The organism is Bradyrhizobium sp. B097, assembly GCF_038957035.1.
Lineage (GTDB): Bacteria > Pseudomonadota > Alphaproteobacteria > Rhizobiales > Xanthobacteraceae > Bradyrhizobium.
This window is the reverse complement of sequence record NZ_CP152412.1, coordinates 181982-201971: the sequence shown is the minus strand read 5'-3', so window position 1 is coordinate 201971 and position 19990 is coordinate 181982. Positions and strand designations below refer to the sequence as shown.

Below are 19990 nucleotides of genomic sequence, written 5' to 3'. Positions count from 1 at the left end.
CCAGTCGTGATGATTTCTATCCGTAATTGTACGGAGCATGAAGTTGTCCCTTGAACTTGCGTGCCCCAGAACGCCCGAAGGCGGCCTTGTCATAGGCCGCCTTCTTTTTAGCCGCTACTCACTAAGCAGTGAGGCACCGATCACAAATCCGCGCTGGAGCATGATCCGGAAAAGTGTGAAGCGGTTTTCCGGATAGATCATGCTCAAACAAGGGGCCTAGGCCGCGAGCTTGCGCAGCACGTAATGCAGGATGCCGCCGTTGCGATAGTAGTCGAGCTCGTCCAGCGTATCGATGCGGCAGAGCAGCGGGACATCCCGTTTGCCGCCGTCGGCGGAGACGATTTCGGCCGTCAGCGTCTGCCGCGGCTTCAAATCGCCCTGCAGCCCGCGGATCGTGACCTTCTCGTCGCCCTTGAGGCCGAGCGAGGACCACGAGGTGCCGTCCTGGAAGGTGAGCGGAAGCACGCCCATGCCGACCAGGTTGGAGCGATGGATGCGCTCGAAGCTCTGGCAGATCACCGCGCGCACGCCGAGCAGGCGGGTGCCCTTCGCGGCCCAGTCGCGCGACGAGCCGTTGCCGTATTCGGCGCCGGCGAACACCACCAGCGGCACGTTCTCCTGCTGGTACTTCATCGCGGCGTCGTAGATCGACATCTGCGCGCCGTCGGGCCAGTGCTTGGTCAGACCGCCTTCCGGAATATTGCCGTCGGCGCCCTTCAGCATGAAGTTCTTGATGCGGATGTTGGCGAAAGTGCCGCGCATCATCACTTCATGGTTGCCGCGCCGCGTGCCGTACTGGTTGAAGTCGGCGGGGCGCACCTGGTGCTCGCTGAGGAACTTGCCGGCGGGCGAGGTCAGCTTGATCGAACCGGCCGGCGAGATGTGGTCGGTGGTGATCTTGTCGCCGAACATCGCGAGGATCCGCGCGTCGACCACGTCGACGACCGGGTCCGGCTGCTTCTTCATGCCTTCGAAGTAAGGCGGGTTCTGCACATAGGTCGAGCCCATGTTCCAGCGATAGGTCTCGCTTTCCGTGGTCTTGATCTTGCGCCAGTTGGTGTCGCCCTTGAACACGTCGGCGTACTTCTTCTTGAAGATCGTCGCGGTGACGTACTTCTTCATGAAGGCGTTGATCTCCTTGGTGGTCGGCCAGATGTCCTTGAGGAACACCGGCTTGCCGTCCTTGCCGATGCCGATCGGCTCGACCGCGAGATCCTTGGTCACGGTGCCGGCGAGCGCATGCGCGACCACCAGCGGCGGCGAGGCGAGGTAGTTCGCCTGCACGTCGGGCGAGACGCGGCCTTCGAAGTTGCGGTTACCCGACAGCACGGCGGCGGCGACGATGCCGTTGTCGTTGATCGACTTCGAGATATCCTCCGGCAGCGGGCCCGAGTTGCCGATGCAGGTGGTGCAGCCGAAGCCGACCAGGTTGAAACCGACCTTGTCGAGATCGGCCTGCAGGCCGGAATTGGCGAGATATTCCGCCACCACCTGGCTGCCCGGCGCGAGCGAGGTCTTCACCCACGGCTTGGCCTTCAGGCCCTTGGCGGCCGCCTTGCGCGCCAACAGGCCGGCGCCGATCAGCACGCTCGGGTTCGAGGTGTTGGTGCAGGAGGTGATCGCGGCGATCACGACGTCGCCATGGCCGAGATCGAAGTTGCGGCCCTCGACCGCAAAGCGCTTCGTCTCGCCATCGGGCTTCTTGTACTCGTTGACCAGCGCGGTGGCGAAGCCGGTCGACACCGCCGGCAGCGCGATGCGGCCTTCGGGGCGCTTCGGTCCGGCCATCGACGGCACCACGTCGGCGAGGTCGAGCGTCAACGTGGTGGTGAACACCGGGTCAGTCGACTTGGCGGTGCGGAACAGACCCTGCGCCTTGGCATAGGCCTGCACCAGCTTGACGCGATCGGCCTTGCGGCCCGAGGTCTTCAGGTAATCGATGGTCGCGGCGTCGACCGGGAAGAAGCCGCAGGTCGCGCCGTATTCGGGCGCCATGTTGCCGATGGTCGCCTTGTCCGCGACCGACAGGAAATCGAGGCCCGGGCCGAAGAATTCGACGAACTTGCCGACCACGCCGAGCTTGCGCAGCATCTGGGTGACGGTCAGCACGAGGTCGGTCGCGGTGACGCCTTCCTTGAGCTGGCCCTTGAGCTTGAAGCCGACCACTTCCGGCAGCAGCATCGACAGCGGCTGGCCGAGCATGCAGGCTTCCGCCTCGATGCCGCCGACGCCCCAGCCGAGCACGGCAAGGCCGTTGACCATCGTGGTGTGCGAGTCGGTGCCGACCAGCGAGTCGGGATAGGCGACCTCGAAGGTGCCGGTCTTCTTACCGACCGTCATCTTCTCCTTCTTGGTCCACACCGTCTGGGCGAGATATTCGAGATTGACCTGGTGGCAGATGCCGGTGCCGGGCGGCACCACCGAGAAGTTCGAGAACGCCTTCTGGCCCCACTTCAGGAACTCGTAGCGCTCCTGGTTCTGCTTGTATTCCTCGGTGACGTTCTTCGCGAACGCCTTGTTGTCACCGAAGAAGTTGACGATCACCGAGTGGTCGATGACGAGATCGACCGGCACCAGCGGGTTGATCTTCTCGGCGTCGCCGCCGAGGTTCTGCATCGCGTTGCGCATCGCGGCGAGGTCGACCACGGCCGGAACGCCGGTGAAATCCTGCATCAGCACGCGCGCCGGGCGGAACGCGATTTCGTGCTCGAGCTGGCGCTTCTTCAGCCACTTCGACACCGCAACGATGTCTTCCTTCTTGACGGTGCGGCCGTCCTCATTGCGCAGCAGGTTCTCGAGCAGAACCTTCATCGAATACGGCAGCTTCGAGATACCCTTCAGTCCGTTCTTCTCTGCCTGGGGCAGGCTGTAATAGACGTAGGACTTGCCGCCGACCTTCATGGTCTTGCGGCATTTGAAGCTGTCGAGTGAGGTCATGCGGAGGATCCCAATTCTCAGTTATACCCGGCAAGGGTAACTAAACACCGGCGATCGACACGGGCCAAGGGATGGCCTGGATGGCTTGCGGCCGCCGATTGTGTGTGCTGCATCAAGTTCCGGGCTTATAGAACCTTTCTAGAAGCACCGCCACACCGACAAGCGTGCGACAGCGTTGCGCGACCCAAAAATTCTCACGCGGTAGCGAAAGATTTCAGAGGGCTGTGACACAACGAACCATGCGGCTCTCGGGACGAAATCTGAAATGCGTGCGCGGCGGACGCGAGGTGTTTGCTGGCCTCGATCTGTCGGCCACGGCCGGCGAGGCGCTCGCTGTCACGGGCCCGAACGGCGCGGGCAAGACCTCGCTGCTGCGCGTCCTCGCCGGGCTGCTGGTTCCCGCCGAGGGCTCGATTGCGCTCGATGGCGGCGACGCCGAGCTCAGCCTGCCTGAGCAGGCCCACTATCTCGGCCACCGCGACGCGCTGAAGCCAGCGCTGAGTGTCGCGGAAAATCTTTCCTTCTGGCGGGAATTCCTCGGCGGCGAGACGGAAGATGCCGGCCGCTGCCTGGCCGCCGTGGCGCTCGACCACGCCGCGCATCTACCGGCGGCTTACCTCTCCGCCGGCCAGCGCCGCCGCCTGTCGATCGCACGCCTGCTCTCGGTGCGGCGGCCGATCTGGCTGCTGGACGAGCCGACGTCAGCGCTCGATGCGGCCGGACAGGCGCTGTTCGTCGGCCTGATTCGCGACCATCTCGCAAGCGGCGGCCTGATCGTCGCCGCGACCCATCTGCCGCTTGGCATCGACGCGCGCGATTTGCGGATGGGAGGCGCGGCATGAGCGCGCTGGCAGCATTGATCCGCCGCGACATCCGCATTGCGCTGCGCGTCGGCGGCGGGGCGCTGATCGGCGTGCTGTTCTTCCTCACCGTCACGGTGCTGATGCCGTTCGCGGTCGGGCCCGATCTGGCGCTGCTGTCGCAGCTTGGCCCCGCCATCCTCTGGCTCGGCGCGCTGCTGGCGAGCCTGCTCACCCTCGACCGGCTGTTCACGGCCGACCACGAGGACGGCTCGCTCGACCTGATCGTGATGAGCCGGACGCCGCTGGAACTCGCCTGCGCGGCCAAGGCGCTGGCGCATTGGATCGCCGCCGGCTTGCCGCTGATCATCGCGACGCCGGTGCTCGGCCTGCTGCTCAATCTCGACGGCACGGCGACACTGGCGGTTGCGGCGACCCTGCTGGCGGGAACTCCGGCGCTGACCTTCACCGGCATGATCGGCGCGGCCCTGGCGGTGACGCTGCATCGCGGCGGGCTGCTGCTCGCCGTGCTGGTGCTGCCGCTGTCGATCCCGGTGCTGATCTTCGGCGTTGCCGCCTCGCAGGCGGCGATATCGGGTCCCCTGCCCTTCGGAACACCGTTCTCGATCCTCTGCGCGCTGTCGCTCGCCAGCCTCGTGATCGGCCCATTTGCCGCCGCCGCGAGCCTGCGGCACGGACTGGACTGAGATGGATCCGATCAAATCTCGCCGAGAGCAGTTCGGCCAATTGCCTCGCTCACATCGGGCGATTATCACGGTGCCATGAAGCTGACCGAGACGCTGACCGACCTCGCCAATCCGACCAGATTTCTGGCGCTGACCGCGCGGATCCTGCCGTGGCTCGCGGGCGTGACCGCGATCCTGCTCGCGATCGGCCTCTACCAATCGGCCATGGCGCCCGACGACTACCAGCAGGGCGCCACGGTCAAGATCATGTTCATCCACGTGCCGAATGCATGGCTTTCGATGTTCGTCTGGGGCGTCATGAGCGTCGCCGCGCTCGGCACGCTGGTGTGGCGGCATCCGCTCGCCGACGTCGCCGCGAAAGCCGCCGCCCCGATCGGCGCCGCCTTCACCTTCCTTGCGCTGGTCACCGGCTCGCTGTGGGGCCGGCCGATGTGGGGCACCTATTGGGAGTGGGACGCACGGCTGACCTCGGTGCTGATCCTGTTCCTGATGTATCTCGGCCTGATGGCGCTGTGGCGCGCGGTGGAGGATCCCTCTCGCGCGGCGCGGGCGGCGGCGGTCCTGACCCTGGTCGGCGCGATCAACATCCCGATCATCAAGTTCTCGGTCGACTGGTGGAACACGCTGCATCAGCCGGCCTCGGTGCTCCGCATGGGCGGATCGACCCTCGACAAGGCCTTCCTGTGGCCGCTGCTGGTGATGGCGATCGCGTTTTCGCTGCTCTTCATCACCTTGCATCTGGCGGCGATGCGCAACGAGATCCTGCGCCGGCGCGTGCGCAGCCTGCAGATGATGCAGGCGAGCCGCATCGCATTCACCAGCGAAGCGGGCAGCGGTTCGCAGGGAACCGCGCCAAACGAAATTGGGGCGGCGTGACACGATGTCGCTTGGTCCCTACGCCTCTTTCATCGTGACGTCGTATGCGCTGGTCGCGGCGGTCGTGCTGCTCTTGATCATCTGGATCATCGCCGACTATCGCCGCCAGCAGGGGCGCCTCAAGGAGATCGAGGCCAGCGGCATCACGCGCCGCTCCGGCCGCAACGCGGCGGATATAAGATGAGCGAGCAGGCGACCAATGGCCCGCCGCAAGCCCGCCGCCTGCTGGTGGTGCTGCCGCTGCTGGTTTTCCTCGGGCTCGCCGGACTATTCCTGCTGCGGCTCTATGGCGGTGATCCCTCCAAAATTCCGTCGGCGCTGATCGGCCGGCCGGCACCGCAGACCGTTCTGCCCGCGCTCGACGGCCTCGTGAAGGACGGCGCGCCTGTCCCCGGTCTCGATCCCGCCGCGTTCAAGGGCAAGGTCAGCATCGTCAACGTCTGGGCGTCCTGGTGCGTGCCCTGCCATGACGAAGCGCCGCTGCTCACCGAGCTCGGCAGGGACAAGCGCTTCCAGATCATCGGCATCAATTACAAGGATTCGCCCGAGAACGCGCGGCGCTTCCTCGGCCGCTACGGCAATCCGTTCGGCATCGTCGGCGTCGACGGCAACGGCCGCGCCTCCATCGAGTGGGGCGTCTATGGCGTGCCCGAGACCTTCCTGGTCGGACGCGAAGGCACGATCGTCTACAAGCTGGTCGGACCGGTGACGCCTGATAACGTCAACACCGTGCTCAAGGCCGAGATCGAGAAGGCGCTGCGCGCGAGACCGTAACCGCATCGGCACGCCGCAACTCGCGAACATGAATCGGGCATGAACGACGCGAGAAAACACCTGCGGCATAATACTTCGACGGGTTTATCTGCGGTTCATTTCACGGCCACGGCGACGCCACGAACGCAACCCTAACTCCATGGCGTGACTTCACTCATTCCTCGGAGAGGACATATGCGCAAGACCACGCTCGCTTCACTTCTTGCTACCGCACTCACGCTCGGCCTGATGACGGCCACGCCGTCGATGGCCCAGTCGCCGCAGCCGGCCGCGCCCGCCGCCAAATCCGAGAGCCACATGGCTCCCGCCCCGAAAGCGGCGGCCCCTGATCTGAAAACGACGGGGATGGCGAAGGACGACCTGCTCGACATCAACAGCGCCAGCACCGACCAGCTCGACGCACTGCCCGGTGTCGGCAAGGCCTATTCGGCCGCGATCATCAAGGGGCGCCCCTACAAGGGCAAGGATGAACTGGTGCAGAAGAACATCCTGCCGCAGGCGACCTACGACAAGATCAAGGACAAGATCGTCGCCAAGCAGAAGAGCTGAGCTCTGAAGGCTTGATCTCCGAAGCGTCGGACGCAGCGCGGCACAATCACCCGCGCTGCGTTCGGATTTACTTTCGCAGGTCGCCGGCGTCCGCCTCGCTGGTTTCCAGCGAGACCGGCTCCAGATGATAGCGCTTGGTCAGCGGCATCTGGGCGATGGCGAACACCATGGTCAGCGGCGTCACGCCGAACACCTTGAAGTTCACCCAGAAATCCGTGGTCTGCGTCCGCCAGACGATCTCGTTGAGAATAGCCATGCCGGCAAAGAACAGTGCCCAGCGCATGGTGAGGATGCGCCAGCCCTGCGGCGTCAGATTGAACATCTGGTCGAACATGACGGCGATGAAGGAACGGCCGAAAAGCAGCCCGCCGCCGAGCACGGCCGCGAACAGACCGTAAATGATGGTCGGCTTGACCTTGATGAAGGTCTCGTCGTGCAACACCAGGGTCAGGGTGCCGAATACCAGCACGACCGCGCCGGTCACCAGCGCCATGATCGGCACGTGCCTGGTCACGACATAGGATGCGATCATGGCAGCTACGATCGCGACCATGAACGCGCCGGTCGCGAAGAACAGATGGTATTTGGCGTTCGCAATGAAGAACACGAGCAACGGCCCGAGCTCGGTCGCGAGCTTGAACAGCGGATGTGGCTGGGTCTTGTCCATCAATTCAGTCCATTGAACTCGTGTCTTGGCCATCCTTCGAGACGGCGCTTCGCGCCTCCTCAGGATGACGACCTTTCGTATCCCACCGTCATCCCTGCACAACGGCTTTGCCGTTGTTGCTGGAGCAGCGCGCACTAGCGCGCGTCTCGAAGGATGAATTATTCGATCCCGGCAATCGCCTTGGCAAAATCCTTCGCCGTGAAGGGCGCGAGGTCTTCGACGCCTTCGCCGACGCCGATGAAATGCACCGGCAGCTTGTGCTTTTCCGACAGCGCGACAAGGATGCCGCCGCGTGCGGTGCCGTCAAGCTTGGTCATCACGAGGCCGGTGACGCCTGCGGTACGGTGAAACGCCTCGACCTGCGACAGCGCATTTTGTCCCACCGTGGCGTCAAGCACGAGCAGCACCGCATGCGGCGCCGACGCATCGACCTTCTTGATGACGCGCACGACCTTTTCGAGCTCGTTCATCAGCTCGGACTTGTTCTGCAGCCGGCCGGCGGTGTCGATCAGCAGCACGTCGCGCGCCTGCTCCTTGGCCGCGGTCAGCGCGTTGAAGGCGAGGCTTGCCGAATCCGAGCCCTGAGCCCCGGCGATGACTGGAGATTTAGTGCGCTCGCCCCAGACCTTGAGCTGCTCGATCGCCGCGGCGCGAAAGGTATCGCCGGCGGCCAGCATGACCTTGCGGCCCTCGGCGGAGAATTTCGCGGCCAGCTTGCCGATTGTCGTGGTCTTGCCGGAGCCGTTGACGCCGACGACGAGGATCACGAACGGCTTCAGCGTCGCATCGATCTCGAGGGGCTTCGCCACCGGCGCCAGCACCTTCTCGACCTCGGTCGCAACGACGTCCTTGACCTCGTCGGCCGAGATCGCCTTGTCGTAGCGGCCCTTGCCGACCGCCTGCGCAATGCGGACCGCGACATCGGTACCGAGGTCGGCGCGCAGCAGCACATCCTCGATGTCATCGAGCATGGCCGCATCGAGCTTGCGCTTGGTGACGAGGTCGGCGACCGCGGTCCCGATCGAACTCGAGGTTCGCTTCAGGCCGCCTTTCAGCCGCTGCCACCAGCTCTGTTTGGGAGTTCCCGCAGTGGTATCGTTCATGGCGCGGGTGTGTTAGCCGTTTCGGCTCATAAACGAAAGTCTCGACGAATTGATCGATGTTCCCCAATTGACCGCGGAAGAAATCCTTGGCCGGGTGCTCCACCGCGACGGGCTGATGCTGGTCATTGACAAGCCGGCGGGCCTGCCGGTGCATCGCGGCCCCAAGGGCGGCCCCAATCTGGAGGCCTCGTTCGACGCATTGCGGTTCGGCCTGCCCCGGCCGCCGGTGCTGGCGCATCGGCTGGACAAGGACACCTCCGGCTGCCTCGTCCTGGGACGCCATCGCAAGGCGACCGCCTCGCTCGGGCTGCTGTTCAAACACAGCAAGATCTCGAAGACCTATTGGACCGTGGTCGAGGGCGGCCCCACCGAGGACGCAGGCACCATCGACATGCCGCTCGGCCGGCTCAACGCCGAGCGCGGCTGGTGGCAGAAGCCGGATCCGGATGGCCAGAAGGCCGTCACCAACTGGAAGGTGCTGGGACGCGGCGACGGCCTCACCTGGCTCGCGATGGAGCCGGTCACCGGCCGCACCCATCAGCTCCGGGTGCATTCGGCGGCGATGGGCTGGCCAATTGTCGGCGACAATATCTATGGCAACGGTCCGCGCTTCGGCGAGCCGACCCTGCATCTGCATTCCCGCGAAATCGGCATCCCGATTTCCCGCAACAAGGACCCGGTGCATGTCGTCGCGCCGGCGCCGGCGCACATGCAGGAGCGGCTCAAGGCCTGCGGCTGGAACGGTGAATAGAGCGTTTTCCAGCGAAAGCCTGTCCCGGACTTGATCCGGGATGGATACCGGTTCGCGTCAAGAAAACGCGTCAGAGTGTAGAGCTTCCTCCGGGATTCTACTGATCATTATCCTTACGAAACGTTCAGGTCCGCCCGATAAAGCTGCAAGCCGGCTTAGAACAAGCAATCGGGACGGGCTCAGGACGAGCAATGCTGACTGCCGGGCAGGCAATTGTCGACGAGGTCGAGGCTGCGATACGCGCCGGCTCCGCCGAAAAATGCATAGCGACGGCGAAGCGCGTCACTGACCTGTTTCTCCACTCCGCCGGCAGCTTCAACAGCGAGCAGATCGAACTGTTCGACAATGTGCTCGAACGGCTGGTCAAGACCATCGAGCTGCGCGCACTCGCCGAGATCAGCGCCCGGATGGCGCTTGCCGAGATCAGCGAGCAGCTCGCCCCGGTCGCGCAGGCACCGCCCGCGATCGTTCGCCGCCTCGCCAGCAACGACGAGATCCGGATCGCGCGGCCGATGCTGCAGGAATCCTCGCGCCTCAGTGCCGAGGATCTGGTCGAGATCGCGCAGACCAAGAGCGAGCAGCACCTGCTCGCCGTCGCCGGCCGCTGGTGGCTGAAGGAAGTCGTCACCGACGCGCTTCTGGCCCGTCGCTTTGCGAGCGTGAGCCACCGCCTGGTCACCAATCCCGGCGCCAAAGTATCGCCGGACGGATTTGCCATCATCCTGGCGCAGGCCGAGCACGATCCGACCCTCGCAGTCGAGACCGGCATCCGCGCGGACCTGCCGGCGGAGCTCCGTCTCCAGCTCCTGCGCCAGGCAACGGAAGAGGTTCGCGGCCGCTTGCTGGAACGCGCCCCGCCGTATCTGTACGAGGAAATCCGCCACGCGATCGCCGCGGTCGCCGCCGGCGTCGAGCGCGACATGTCGCAGGTCCGCGATTTCACCGCAGCCAAGCGCCACGTCGCGAAGCTGAAGGACAGCGGCGAGCTCGACGAGGCCGCCCTGCTCGGCTTCGCCAGGCAGCGAAGATATGAAGAGACCGTCGTGACGCTGGCGGATCTTGCGCAGTCGAACATCGAGGTGATCCGCTCCCTGATGCAAAGCCTGCGCAGTGAAGGCCTTTTGGTGCCGTGCCGGGCGGCAGGTCTGAGCTGGACGACCACCGCCGCGGTGATGGAATGCCGCTATACGACCGGCTCCATGGGCGCCGTTGAGCTCGCCCATGCGAAGAGCCAGTTCACCAAGATGACCCGCGGCGACGCCGATCGCCTGCTGCGGTTCTGGCAGGTTCGCGCATCACAGCCGCCAAAGCCCGGCGGCCGCGCGCACTGATAAGCGGCGTCGGAGCTTGAGCCGAGAGGCCGCGGCCCCTCCCGGCGTCGTCCCTGCCTAGTGCGCAATTGCGCACTAGGCAGGGATGACATCGAGGTTGTTGGCGCGGCGGTGAGTCAAACTTTCGCATCCTCGCGACATGATCTGCCCGAGCCTTGGATTTCGATCCGCCCTCATCTGAACAGAGGGCGCAGGGAAATTTTGCCCGTCGGGTTAATTTGTCACGGCCATCATCGATGCGCGATTGCATTATTTCGCATGGCCGGGCTCAATCGGTGATCTCCGCCAGTAGCGCCCTGGCTTCTCTCAGAACGGCCGTGTCCAACCCTTCCGTGAACCAATTGTAAACCGGCGCGAGCAGATCGCGCGCCTGCCCACGGCTGCCCTGGTCACGCCAAAGACGGGCGAGGCAAGTGGCGGCTCTCAGCTCCCACAATTTTGCGCTTTGGCCGATTCCAATTTCGATAGCCTGGCGGAAACTTGCTTCCGCCCCCGCAAGGTCGCCAATTGCAATCAGGAGTTCGCCACGAATGCGGTGCAGATTTGATTCAGCCCAACGTTCTTCGGTGACCTCGATTTCACTTGCAGCCTCTTCGAGTTTCTTCAGTCCTTCCTTCGGGCGACCAGCCCTGCCAAGCGCTTCCGCAAGCGACATAAGCCGCGTCGGTTTGTGAAGATAGCTCCCCGTGGTGCGCAACTCTGTACCGGCATCTGCCTGCAGTTCGGTCGCTTCCGCCGTGCGGCCGAGGGCCATCAGGCAACATGCACGCTGCCATTTTGCTGAGTTTTCCCAATGCGCAAAGCCGTGCTGCGCGCAGAAAGTCTCCAATTCCCGGACATTGTCCAACCGGATGGCAGGATCGGTTTCAGTGTGCGCTTCGCAACCTGCAATGCACGAAAGTATGAAGCCCATCGAACCCGCGTGCTTGATCTGATGCGCGCGCTCTATCGCCTCATCACGTCGCCCGCAGGCTTGATCAAGGTGTCCAAGATACGTCAGCGACTCGATGCTGACCGAGAACAGAGCAATTCGAACATCATTGGTCCAACGCCCGCTGACGGAGACGATATCCAGGCTGGCTGGATCATAAAGTCGAAGCGCCTCCTCGGCGCCGGCGCGAGCCGCGGCCAACTCACCCAACCAAAGCTGACTGTGCGCCCTCGAGAAATGCCCCAGCCATGTGATTGCTTCAGAGGTCCATCGCCAGGCGGGCGACGGAGCCGGGCTGTTATTCCACGTCTTGCCCAAATTCAGAAGCTCGTCACAAAGCTGATATGCGGACCTCAGCTCAGCGCGATACAGGCGATGGGCAAATTGGCCCGTCATTATGCTTGGGAGCCAATCTGTTTGATCCATAGCGGCGCAGAGTTCGCGGGCTCGGTCGAAGGCCTGACCTGCTGATGGCGCGCCCCAGCCCTGGGCGGCACACAGGGCCACGCCAAGCTCCGCTTGCAAGCGGAGCTCCTTGTTGTGGCGCTCCGGGCCTTCGGGCAGGTTGGCGAGAAGGCCCAGACCTTTGCGCAATTGAACTTCCGCCTCCGCCGTTGCCGAGCGTGCGAGCGCCAGCTCTCCGGCTTTCCGTCGGTAGCTGATCGCTTTTCCGATCACCCGCGCTTGTTCGCAGTGGTGAGCAAGCAACGCAGGCTGCGCCGCCACGGTATCTGGAAATTGTTGCTCCAGCGTCCTGATAATCCGCTCGTGCAGCAGATGCCGCTGGTTGCGCGACAGGGTGCCGTACGCGACGTCCTGGACCAGCGCGTGCTTGAAGGTATAGGCCGCATCGGGCGGAGCGCCCCGCCGGAAGATCAGTTCCGCGCTCCCGAGCCGTGCGAGCGCATCATCGACTTGTTGCTGCGGCATCTGCGCCACCGCGGAGATCAATTCATGCGAGAACGAGCGACCAAGCGCCGCCCCGATTTGCACCACCTCTCGTGTCTCAGGAAGACGATCAAGTCGCGCGATCAGTGAGCCTTGCAACGTCGACGGGATCGACAGCGCCGCTGCCGGCCCCGTTAGCGCGTAACGATCATTGGCTTCAACCAGAAAGCCGCTCTCTACCACCGTCTTGGTAAGCTCTTCGATGAACAGCGGCACTCCGTCGGCGCGATCGACGATCTGTTCGGCCACCTCCAGCGGCAGCGCCTTGCCGCCGGCCACCGCCGCGATCATCTCGGCACGCTGAGCAAGCGACAGACGGTTGAGCGCAAGCAAAGTCACCTGGGGACGACCGATCCACGAGGGCGTGAACTCGGGCCGACAGGTGATGACCACCAGGGCCGGTATCGTCGACGCCCGGTCGACGATCAGGTCCAGCAATTCCAGTGAGGTGGGGTCAATCCAGTGAATGTCCTCGAAGACAACAAGTACCGGCTGCCGAGCAGCCAGTCCTTCGAGCAACGTCAAAAGCACCCGAAGCGTCTTCTCCTTGCGCTTCTGGGGAGCAAGGTCGAAGTGCGCATAGCGGCCGCCCGTCGGCACGGACAGCAGATTGGCGATGAGCGGGGCAGCTTCGCTGAAATCGTCGATCGACCTGGCCAGTACGGCCTCGAGCCTGTCAAGTCGTTGCGCATCGGTGTCATCGCGCCGGAATCCGGCCGCCCCTTGCAGCTGGTGGCTGATCGGATAAAGCGTGCTGTCCTGGTGGTGGGGTGAGCAAAAATAACGCAGGCAGGTACGCGGCTCCTCCTGGACTCGTTCCTCCAGCTCCACCGTGAGCCGCGACTTGCCGATTCCGGGCTCGCCCGACAGCAGCACCACGCGCCCCCCGTTGGGTGCCTGCCGCCAGCGGCGCAACAGCAATTCGAGCTCTTCATCTCGACCAATCAGCGGCGTGGTGGGCGCGCGCAATGCTTCGAAACGGCTATCGATGCTGCTTGCCCCCTGCACCCGCCATGCCGGGACCGGCTCGGAGAATCCGTTGAGCGCCATCGGCCCAAGGTCGTCGCAGTCGAACAGATTGCCGATCAACCGGCGGGTACTCGCCGCGATCAGAACGGTGTTCGGCTCGGCGATCCTTTCCAGAGCTCCGGCGAGTTGCACGGCCTCGCCGATCATCATCTGCGGATCGGTGCCACTGCCGGGAAGGTCGCCGACCACGACCGGACCGGTTGCTATGCCTGCACGCAATTGAAAGGAGCCGGCGCCGCCGCCATCGAGCCGGGAGACCGCATCGACGAGGCTCAGGCCGGCGCGAACCGCGCATTCGATGTCATGCTCGTGCGCCTGTGGGTGGCCGAAATACGCCAGCATCCCGGTCCCGGAGAGCCTGCCCGCCGTACCGCCGGATCGAGCGATGATCGGCATGCAGCAGCGCTGATAGGCAGCGATCAGCGACCGCAATTCCTCCGGATCGAGTCGAGCCGCAAGCGCGCTCGTGCCGACAAGATCACAGGCGAGAACCGTAACCTGGCGGCGCTCCGGCGAGCGTGGCGCTGTCGGTGCTTCGGTCTCGTCGAGCTCTCCGAGAGATGTCGCCGCGGCATCACCGCCCGGGGTCGCAGCCTTTCGTTGATTCCACTCGCGAAGGATCTCGCGACGCAACGCCTTGGTCGTCGCATCCGGGTCGATCCCCAGCTCCTTTGCGAGCAAATCGGCGCAGCTACGGTATTGGCGAAGCGCCGCGCCGTATCTCCCCTGTCGGCAATAGAGCTCCATCAGGGTGCGATGGACGCGCTCCTGCAGGGGGTCGGCCGCCAGCAGCCGCGCCGCGATGTGAATGCCGCCCTCGATGGCGCCGTTGGACAAATGATGGTCCAGCAGTCTGGTCATGGCTTCGAGCGCGATTTCGCGAAATCGCTCACGTTCCACCGTCAGCCAGCCTTCGAACTCCGGTGCGGCAACCTCGAAGCCATCGAGAAGTTCGCCGTCATAGAGCGCGATCGCCTGCTCAAGACTCGCGATCTCCTGGCACGCAGCCAGACGCCCGAACGCGATCGCATCGATGGTCAACGCCGTCGGCTCAAAGCTGATTGTATCCTCGTGAGCGATCAAGGCGCCTGGGTCGACGTGCGACAGCGCCTTGCGCACCAGACTCAGCGCCTGTCGCAGGCTATCGCGCGCCTGCACCTCGCTGCGGTCACCCCACAATAAGGTCGCCAATTTTGCACGCGCCTGAGCCTGGCCCGGGTGGAGCGCCAGATAAGCCAGCAGCGCCGCGGCCTTCTTGGTCGACAGCGAGATCGGCTCTCCGGGCTCGGTCTGAAACCGGAAACCACCAAGAAGTGCGAGATTGACCTTCGCCATATCGGTCGCACTTGGGTTTTAGGGGCACGAAGCGCGCCCCGGGCCGAAGATTTTGCGAATTTATCACGCTCGGAGCCACAGGTCGATTGCGACACAGCGGTAGTTCATTTTCGCAAGGCGACGCCGACGATGCGCGCGCCCAGCCGAGTTGAGCATCCGGAGATTGCGCAATGAGCACGATCTATATCGCAACGGGGTGGGACAGGCCGCTCGCTTCTGCCCGGCGCGTCGTCAGCCTTTTGGAAGGACATTGGGAGACGTTTCAAGAACGCCGCAAACGCGCACGGCTGCGCGCCGCTTTGTCCGGCCTGAGTGACAGTGAGCTGACGGACATCGGCATTTCACGCGGCGAGATCGATTACGTCGCATCGAACCGCGCAATCGACCCACGAAGCGCCGTCTGCCCTCCATGACAGAGATGCTCGACCTCAAGAAGCGTGAGCGACAAGCGACGCTCCATCGGCTCAAGGAGTTGCGTCATGAGGCCAAAAGACTTTCTTGAAGATTTCGAGCGTGGGACGGGCGCGTTTGTGGTTCGGCCTGATTGGTATGAGGAATACTGGCTACAGCCGGAGGAGACCTCCCCACTCGCCGCAACAAGATCGCGACGTTCGATTTTTCGACTTCATTTCCATCTGTACGCCGCGACGATTTCGGGATTGGTCGCCTTCATTCGCAGCCGAACGGTGGAGGTCATTCGAAGCCTCGCTCATTTGCAGCAATCACCGAGATCACGGTCAAGCGGGTGGCGCCTTGGTGGCGATCGCAGCGCATGAGGTTGGCCGTCATTGAGTAATCAGCATGATCAGACCGTTTGACGCGGCGGTGATCGGAGCTGGCTGGGCAGGGCTCGGTGTCAGCTATGTGTTGGCCAAAGCCGGCCTCTCGCACCGCGTGCTGGAGCGCGGCCGGATCGGCGAGACCTGGCTTACGCAACGCTGGGACTCCTTCCATTTGAACACGACGAAGTCTCTCACCTTGATGCCGGGCAGCCGTTATGAGGGATCCGACCCTGAGGGGTTTTTCACGCACGAGGAATTCGTCGATCTCCTGGAGGAGTATGCGAGGGTCCACCGTCTTCCGGTGGCGATCAACACGGCAGTGACGGCGCTGACGCGCGACGGCAAGGCCGGCATCTACCGCCTCATCACGTCTGCCGGCGAACTCACGGCCCGAGCCGTGATCATCGCCAGCGGCAGCCTGAACTGCGCACGGCGACCGGAGGCGGCGCGAGCGCTGCCACCGCACCTGCTGCAGATCGACTCATCTGTCTACCGCAATCCACAGACGCTCCCTGCGGGGGCGGTCCTGGTGGTTGGAAGCGCTCAATCCGGGGGGCAGATTGCCGAAGACCTGGTCATGGCGGGGCGGACCGTCTTCCTGTCCACTGGACGGACCGGACGGAAGCCACGACGATATCGGGGCCACGATATCGGGTTCTGGGAGCGGGAAAGCGGTCTATTTGACGTCCCGCGCAAGGACTTCGTCGGTCCCGATGGTCGCATTGCGGGGCGGCCGCTGCTCGGTGCGCTCCACACCATAAGCCTGCAATCGCTGAGCGCGCAGGGCGTCGTGCTGCTTGGCCGCTTCACCGGGATCGCCAACGGCCGGCTTACTTTCGCGGACGATGTCCACGAGTGTTTACGGCTAGGCGACGAGGTCTCCGCCAGGACAAGGCAGCACATCGACGATTACATTGGCCGCAACTGCCCCGATGCTCCGCCGTCCATTGACGATCCAGCCGAGACTGTTGCGCCGCGCCTGCCTGATCCGCCGATTTTGTCCCTGGACCCGAGCGCGCACCACCTTACGACGGTGATCTGGTGCACTGGTCTCAAGGGTGATTACAGCTTTGTGCAGGTGCCCGGCGTGCTCAATGCACACGGCCAGCCGCTGGAGAGCGAGGGGTTGACTGAAGCACCGGGGGTCTATTTCGCAGGTGTCGATTTTTCCTCAACCCGCAAATCAGGCACCATCTTCGGGATTGCGGAAGAGGCGCATCGTCTTGTCGACCACATTATCGCACGACGTCGAGATCATCCCCAGTTCGACCTGGATGGCCGCTTCACCAATTGCGATGTCGCCTGTTGGCTGCAAAGCTGACGTGCATTCACGCCCGCTTTCGAAGGCGGATCTGGAGCCACTTCCGATCCAACGGAATCGGAACGGAGCGCTAGATCATTGTTTTGACGCCGCGCGTCCCGACGAGCCGCGCTCCGTCATGGCCCGTCACAACGAGCTGCCGCACTATGCCCGGCACGTCCCCATCGACCGCAATCGGCAGGAAATGTTCGGTGCGGCCCTGCCTGTCGCTCTCGATCAGCACCTCACGCGTCGCGCCGACTTCCGCAGCAAGCCGCCGCTCCAGCGCGGCTTCACCGGCTGCGCGCAGTCGCTTGGCGCGCTCCCTGATCGTCCCGCCCTCGACCTGCGGCATCCGTGCGGCCGGCGTGCCCGGACGCTTCGAATAGGGAAACACATGCAGGAAGGTGAGATCGCATTCCGCGACCAGATCGAGCGAGCGCGTGAACATCTCCTCGGACTCGGTCGGGAAGCCCGCGATGATGTCGGCGCCGAGCGCGATGTCCGGCCGCAGCCGGCGCACCAGCGTGCAGAAATCGATCGCGTCCCGGCGTGAATGCCGGCGCTTCATCCGCTTCAGGATCATGTCGTCGCCGGACTGCAACGACAAATGCAGATGCGGCATCAGCCGTGCGTCGTCGGCGATGACATCGAGCAGGTCGCGATCGGCCTCGATCGAATCGATCGAGGAGATGCGCAGCCGCTTCAGCTCGGGCACGTGGCGCAGGATCTGCCGGGTCAACTGGCCGAGCTTCGGCGCGCCCGGCAGGTCGGCGCCATAGCTCGTGAGATCGACGCCGGTCAGCACGATCTCGGCGTGGCCGCGCTCGACCAGCGTACGGACCTGATCGACCACCGCGCCCATCGGCACCGAGCGCGAATTGCCGCGACCGTAGGGGATGATGCAGAAGGTGCAGCGATGATCGCAGCCGTTCTGCACCTGCACGAACACCCGCGGCAGGCCGCGCTCGAAGCCGTCGAGCAGATGCGGCGCCATCTCCGTCACCGCCATGATGTCGGCGACCGCAACCTTCTCGCTTGCGCCGATGTCGAAAGCTGCGCGCGTTGCCCGCCAGGCATCGCCGCGCATCTTCTCACCATTGCCGACGACGCGATCAACCTCGGCCATCTCGGCAAACATCTCGGCTTGGGTCTGCGCTGCGCAGCCGGTGACGACGATGCGCGCCGCGGGGCGTTCGCGTTTCAGTTTGCGGATCGACTGCCGGGCCTGCGCCACCGCCTCGTTGGTGACGGCGCAGCTGTTGATGACGATGGTGTCGGTGAGCCCCGCCTGCTCCGCCTCGCGACGAATCACTTCGGATTCGAACGCGTTGAGGCGGCAGCCAAAGGTGACGACGTCGACGCTCATGATCGATCCCACGCCCGATCAGACGACGCTGGCGAACAGCGCCGGATCGAAGCGGCCCTCATACTCGAAATCGGCGGTGCCGGTCATCAGCACGTGATCGTCGCGCTCGCGCCACTCAATGCCGAGCTTGCCGCCGGGCAGGGTAATCTCGACGACGCGATTGGTGCGCTTCAGCCGCGCCGCCGCAACCGCCGTCGCGCAGGCCGCCGACCCGCACGCCCTGGTGAGGCCGGCGCCGCGCTCCCAGGTGCGGATCGTGATGTGGTCGCGATCGACGATATGAGCCAGCGTGATGTTGGCGCGTTCCGGGAAGATCGGATGGTTTTCCAGCAGCGGCCCGAAACGTTCGAGGTCGTAGGCATTGACGTCATCGACCCAGAAGATCGCGTGCGGATTGCCCATCGAGACCACCGACGGCGAATGCAGCACCGGGTTGTCGATCGGCCCGACCTGCAGCTCGATGTAGCGGGTGTCGCGAAATTCCTCAGCCAGCGGAATGTCCTGCCAGCCGAACTTCGGCGCACCCATGTCTACGGTGTAGAGATCGGGCGCCGGCCCCTGCCAGCAATTGAGCAGGCCGGCGCGGGTCTGGAACGTCGCCGATGTCTGGCCGGTCTTCTCGAAGATCCGCCGCACCACGCAGCGCATGCCGTTGCCGCAAGCCCCGGCCTCCGAGCCGTCATTGTTGTAAATCGAGATGAACGCTTCGGTGCCATCGAGCCGCGGCGGCTGCAGCACCATCAGCTGGTCATAGGGCACGCCGCCGGCCGGCGACGCCATGGCGCGCGCCTCCGCCGCCGACACCTGCGCCCGACCTTGCGCCTCTGAATCGCGCAGGTCGACGACGACGATCTCGTTGCCGATGCCGTTCATCTTGGCGAATGCGTGATTGGCGAGCGCGCTCATCGATTTTCCTAAATTCCGCCCGGTTATATGGCGAGTGGTGGGCCGTTGGCCAGTCTGCAGGCAGCTATGACACATCTGTCATGGGACGAATGCAGAACTCGCGTGTTAGGAATATCGCACCTCAGGGACCGCGCGCCGGGACAGATCGAGCCGCCGTCTGGGGAAGGGGATGGAGAATAACAAAATGAACCGCATCAAGACGCTCCGCGCCGCCCTGGTCGCGCTGCTCCCTTTGGCCGCGATCACCCTGGCAAGCCCGGCGCCTGCCCAGTCGCCGTCAGCCTCGCCCGCTCCGGCGGCAAGCCCGAGCCCAACGCCTGCGCCTGCGCCATCGGCAACGCCGGTGCCCCCGCCGGCCGAGACCAAGTCGCCGGCCGACAGCCCGGCCGCGTCGCAGACCCCGGCGCCGCCGCCGGCCGCCCCGGTGCAGACTGCCGACCCGTTCGGCGAGCCGTTCACGCTGGAACCGAAGAAGGTCGTGATGCTGAAGGGCACGGCCAATTGGGATTCGGCCTTCGACGCGCTGATCGAGGCGTTCAAGCAGCTCACCGCGCTGCTCGACAAGGACGGCGTCAAGGCATCGGGCAATCCGATGATCGTCTACACCTCGACCGACGACACCGGCTTCACCTTCATCGCCGAAATCCCGGTCGACCAGGACGTCAAGAACCTCGGCAAGAACATGAGCATGGGCAATTCGCCCGACGGCAAGGCGCTGAAATTCGTCCATCGCGGGTCCTACGACAACATGGACAACACCTATGAGGCGATCACCAATCACCTCGATGACAAGAAGCTCGAAGCCAAGGACACCTTTATCGAGGAATACATCACCGATCCGCTGAAGACCGCCGAAGACAAGCTTGTGATCAACGTCTACGTACCCCTGAAGTGA

General features: G+C 64.2%; 17 protein-coding genes. 11 read left to right on the top strand and 6 right to left on the bottom strand.

The features are described from left to right. Window positions 1–216: 216 nt before the first annotated feature. Window positions 217–2937, bottom strand: a complete 2721-nt coding sequence (acnA, locus tag AAFG07_RS00995; protein ID WP_342725615.1) for an aconitate hydratase AcnA — start codon at window positions 2935–2937, stop codon at window positions 217–219. Between the two features lie 239 nt (window positions 2938–3176). On the opposite strand from acnA, the gene ccmA reads away from it, so the two are divergent. The 6 genes from ccmA to AAFG07_RS00965 all read left to right on the top strand — a co-directional run bounded on the left by ccmA (window position 3177) and on the right by AAFG07_RS00965 (window position 6643). Continuing rightward, a complete protein-coding gene (ccmA, locus tag AAFG07_RS00990) occupies window positions 3177–3779 on the top strand; it encodes a heme ABC exporter ATP-binding protein CcmA (RefSeq protein WP_342729418.1) in 603 nt (200 codons plus the stop codon). Then, window positions 3776–4444, top strand: coding sequence for a heme exporter protein CcmB (ccmB, locus tag AAFG07_RS00985; RefSeq protein WP_342725614.1), 669 nt, complete (start codon window positions 3776–3778; stop codon window positions 4442–4444). Before ccmA ends, ccmB begins: the two co-directional genes overlap by 4 nt. 75 nt (window positions 4445–4519) lie before the next feature. Beyond that, window positions 4520–5320 (top strand): heme ABC transporter permease, encoded by an 801-nt coding sequence (locus AAFG07_RS00980; RefSeq protein WP_342725613.1) that lies wholly within the window; start codon window positions 4520–4522, stop codon window positions 5318–5320. Window positions 5321–5324: 4 nt separating this feature from the next. After that, a complete protein-coding gene (gene ccmD, locus AAFG07_RS00975) occupies window positions 5325–5504 on the top strand; it encodes a heme exporter protein CcmD (RefSeq protein ID WP_342725612.1) in 180 nt (59 codons plus the stop codon). Continuing rightward, window positions 5501–6094, top strand: coding sequence for a DsbE family thiol:disulfide interchange protein (locus tag AAFG07_RS00970; RefSeq protein ID WP_342725611.1), 594 nt, complete (start codon window positions 5501–5503; stop codon window positions 6092–6094). Before ccmD ends, AAFG07_RS00970 begins: the two co-directional genes overlap by 4 nt. Before the next feature lie 174 nt (window positions 6095–6268). Next, a complete protein-coding gene (locus AAFG07_RS00965; RefSeq protein ID WP_342725610.1) occupies window positions 6269–6643 on the top strand; it encodes a helix-hairpin-helix domain-containing protein in 375 nt (124 codons plus the stop codon). Between the two features lie 67 nt (window positions 6644–6710). Here the strand turns inward: AAFG07_RS00965 and AAFG07_RS00960 are convergent, their stop codons facing one another. Both AAFG07_RS00960 and ftsY read right to left on the bottom strand, forming a co-directional pair. Further along, window positions 6711–7310 (bottom strand): septation protein A, encoded by a 600-nt coding sequence (locus AAFG07_RS00960; RefSeq protein WP_173639649.1) that lies wholly within the window; start codon window positions 7308–7310, stop codon window positions 6711–6713. Window positions 7311–7468: 158 nt separating this feature from the next. Beyond that, the gene (gene ftsY / locus AAFG07_RS00955; protein ID WP_342725609.1) at window positions 7469–8413 is read right to left on the bottom strand and encodes a signal recognition particle-docking protein FtsY; all 945 of its coding nucleotides are present in this window, start codon (window positions 8411–8413) and stop codon (window positions 7469–7471) included. Window positions 8414–8462: 49 nt separating this feature from the next. Here ftsY and AAFG07_RS00950 point away from each other — a divergent pair, with 49 nt between their 5' ends. Both AAFG07_RS00950 and AAFG07_RS00945 read left to right on the top strand, forming a co-directional pair. Continuing rightward, window positions 8463–9164: an RNA pseudouridine synthase gene (locus tag AAFG07_RS00950; RefSeq protein ID WP_342725608.1), complete on the top strand. Its 702-nt coding sequence runs from the start codon at window positions 8463–8465 to the stop codon at window positions 9162–9164. A 191-nt stretch (window positions 9165–9355) separates the two neighbouring features. Beyond that, the gene (locus AAFG07_RS00945; RefSeq protein WP_342725607.1) at window positions 9356–10495 is read left to right on the top strand and encodes a DUF2336 domain-containing protein; all 1140 of its coding nucleotides are present in this window, start codon (window positions 9356–9358) and stop codon (window positions 10493–10495) included. 268 nt (window positions 10496–10763) lie between these two features. On the opposite strand, the gene AAFG07_RS00940 is transcribed toward AAFG07_RS00945, so the two are convergent. After that, the gene (locus tag AAFG07_RS00940) at window positions 10764–14738 is read right to left on the bottom strand and encodes a BTAD domain-containing putative transcriptional regulator (RefSeq protein WP_342725606.1); all 3975 of its coding nucleotides are present in this window, start codon (window positions 14736–14738) and stop codon (window positions 10764–10766) included. 170 nt (window positions 14739–14908) lie between these two features. Between AAFG07_RS00940 and AAFG07_RS00935 the strand changes: the two genes are divergently transcribed. After that, the gene (locus AAFG07_RS00935; RefSeq protein ID WP_342725605.1) at window positions 14909–15151 is read left to right on the top strand and encodes a DUF1127 domain-containing protein; all 243 of its coding nucleotides are present in this window, start codon (window positions 14909–14911) and stop codon (window positions 15149–15151) included. A gap of 388 nt (window positions 15152–15539) precedes the next feature. Then, on the top strand, window positions 15540–16841 hold the full coding sequence (locus tag AAFG07_RS00930) for an NAD(P)/FAD-dependent oxidoreductase (RefSeq protein WP_342725604.1): 1302 nt from the start codon (window positions 15540–15542) through the stop codon (window positions 16839–16841). A gap of 70 nt (window positions 16842–16911) precedes the next feature. On the opposite strand, the gene mtaB is transcribed toward AAFG07_RS00930, so the two are convergent. Beyond that, window positions 16912–18189, bottom strand: a complete 1278-nt coding sequence (gene mtaB / locus AAFG07_RS00925; RefSeq protein WP_342725603.1) for a tRNA (N(6)-L-threonylcarbamoyladenosine(37)-C(2))-methylthiotransferase MtaB — start codon at window positions 18187–18189, stop codon at window positions 16912–16914. Window positions 18190–18207: 18 nt separating this feature from the next. Further along, window positions 18208–19095 (bottom strand): diaminopimelate epimerase, encoded by an 888-nt coding sequence (gene dapF / locus AAFG07_RS00920; RefSeq protein ID WP_342725602.1) that lies wholly within the window; start codon window positions 19093–19095, stop codon window positions 18208–18210. A 184-nt stretch (window positions 19096–19279) separates the two neighbouring features. Between dapF and AAFG07_RS00915 the strand changes: the two genes are divergently transcribed. Next, the gene (locus tag AAFG07_RS00915) at window positions 19280–19990 is read left to right on the top strand and encodes a GyrI-like domain-containing protein (RefSeq protein ID WP_342725601.1); all 711 of its coding nucleotides are present in this window, start codon (window positions 19280–19282) and stop codon (window positions 19988–19990) included.

What these genes read in the sequence shown, in the direction of transcription:
- ccmD (WP_342725612.1), top strand. Translation starts at nt 5,325, where the DNA reads ATGTCGCTTGGTCCCTACGCCTCTTTCATCGTGACGTCGTATGCGCTG.
- AAFG07_RS00940 (WP_342725606.1), bottom strand. Translation starts at nt 14,738, where the DNA reads ATGGCGAAGGTCAATCTCGCACTTCTTGGTGGTTTCCGGTTTCAGACC.
- AAFG07_RS00970 (WP_342725611.1), top strand. Translation starts at nt 5,501, where the DNA reads ATGAGCGAGCAGGCGACCAATGGCCCGCCGCAAGCCCGCCGCCTGCTG.
- ftsY (WP_342725609.1), bottom strand. Translation starts at nt 8,413, where the DNA reads ATGAACGATACCACTGCGGGAACTCCCAAACAGAGCTGGTGGCAGCGG.
- mtaB (WP_342725603.1), bottom strand. Translation starts at nt 18,189, where the DNA reads ATGAGCGTCGACGTCGTCACCTTTGGCTGCCGCCTCAACGCGTTCGAA.
- AAFG07_RS00980 (WP_342725613.1), top strand. Translation starts at nt 4,520, where the DNA reads ATGAAGCTGACCGAGACGCTGACCGACCTCGCCAATCCGACCAGATTT.
- AAFG07_RS00930 (WP_342725604.1), top strand. Translation starts at nt 15,540, where the DNA reads ATGATCAGACCGTTTGACGCGGCGGTGATCGGAGCTGGCTGGGCAGGG.
- AAFG07_RS00935 (WP_342725605.1), top strand. Translation starts at nt 14,909, where the DNA reads ATGAGCACGATCTATATCGCAACGGGGTGGGACAGGCCGCTCGCTTCT.
- acnA (WP_342725615.1), bottom strand. Translation starts at nt 2,937, where the DNA reads ATGACCTCACTCGACAGCTTCAAATGCCGCAAGACCATGAAGGTCGGC.
- ccmA (WP_342729418.1), top strand. Translation starts at nt 3,177, where the DNA reads ATGCGGCTCTCGGGACGAAATCTGAAATGCGTGCGCGGCGGACGCGAG.
- ccmB (WP_342725614.1), top strand. Translation starts at nt 3,776, where the DNA reads ATGAGCGCGCTGGCAGCATTGATCCGCCGCGACATCCGCATTGCGCTG.
- AAFG07_RS00960 (WP_173639649.1), bottom strand. Translation starts at nt 7,310, where the DNA reads ATGGACAAGACCCAGCCACATCCGCTGTTCAAGCTCGCGACCGAGCTC.
- AAFG07_RS00945 (WP_342725607.1), top strand. Translation starts at nt 9,356, where the DNA reads ATGCTGACTGCCGGGCAGGCAATTGTCGACGAGGTCGAGGCTGCGATA.
- dapF (WP_342725602.1), bottom strand. Translation starts at nt 19,095, where the DNA reads ATGAGCGCGCTCGCCAATCACGCATTCGCCAAGATGAACGGCATCGGC.
- AAFG07_RS00915 (WP_342725601.1), top strand. Translation starts at nt 19,280, where the DNA reads ATGAACCGCATCAAGACGCTCCGCGCCGCCCTGGTCGCGCTGCTCCCT.
- AAFG07_RS00965 (WP_342725610.1), top strand. Translation starts at nt 6,269, where the DNA reads ATGCGCAAGACCACGCTCGCTTCACTTCTTGCTACCGCACTCACGCTC.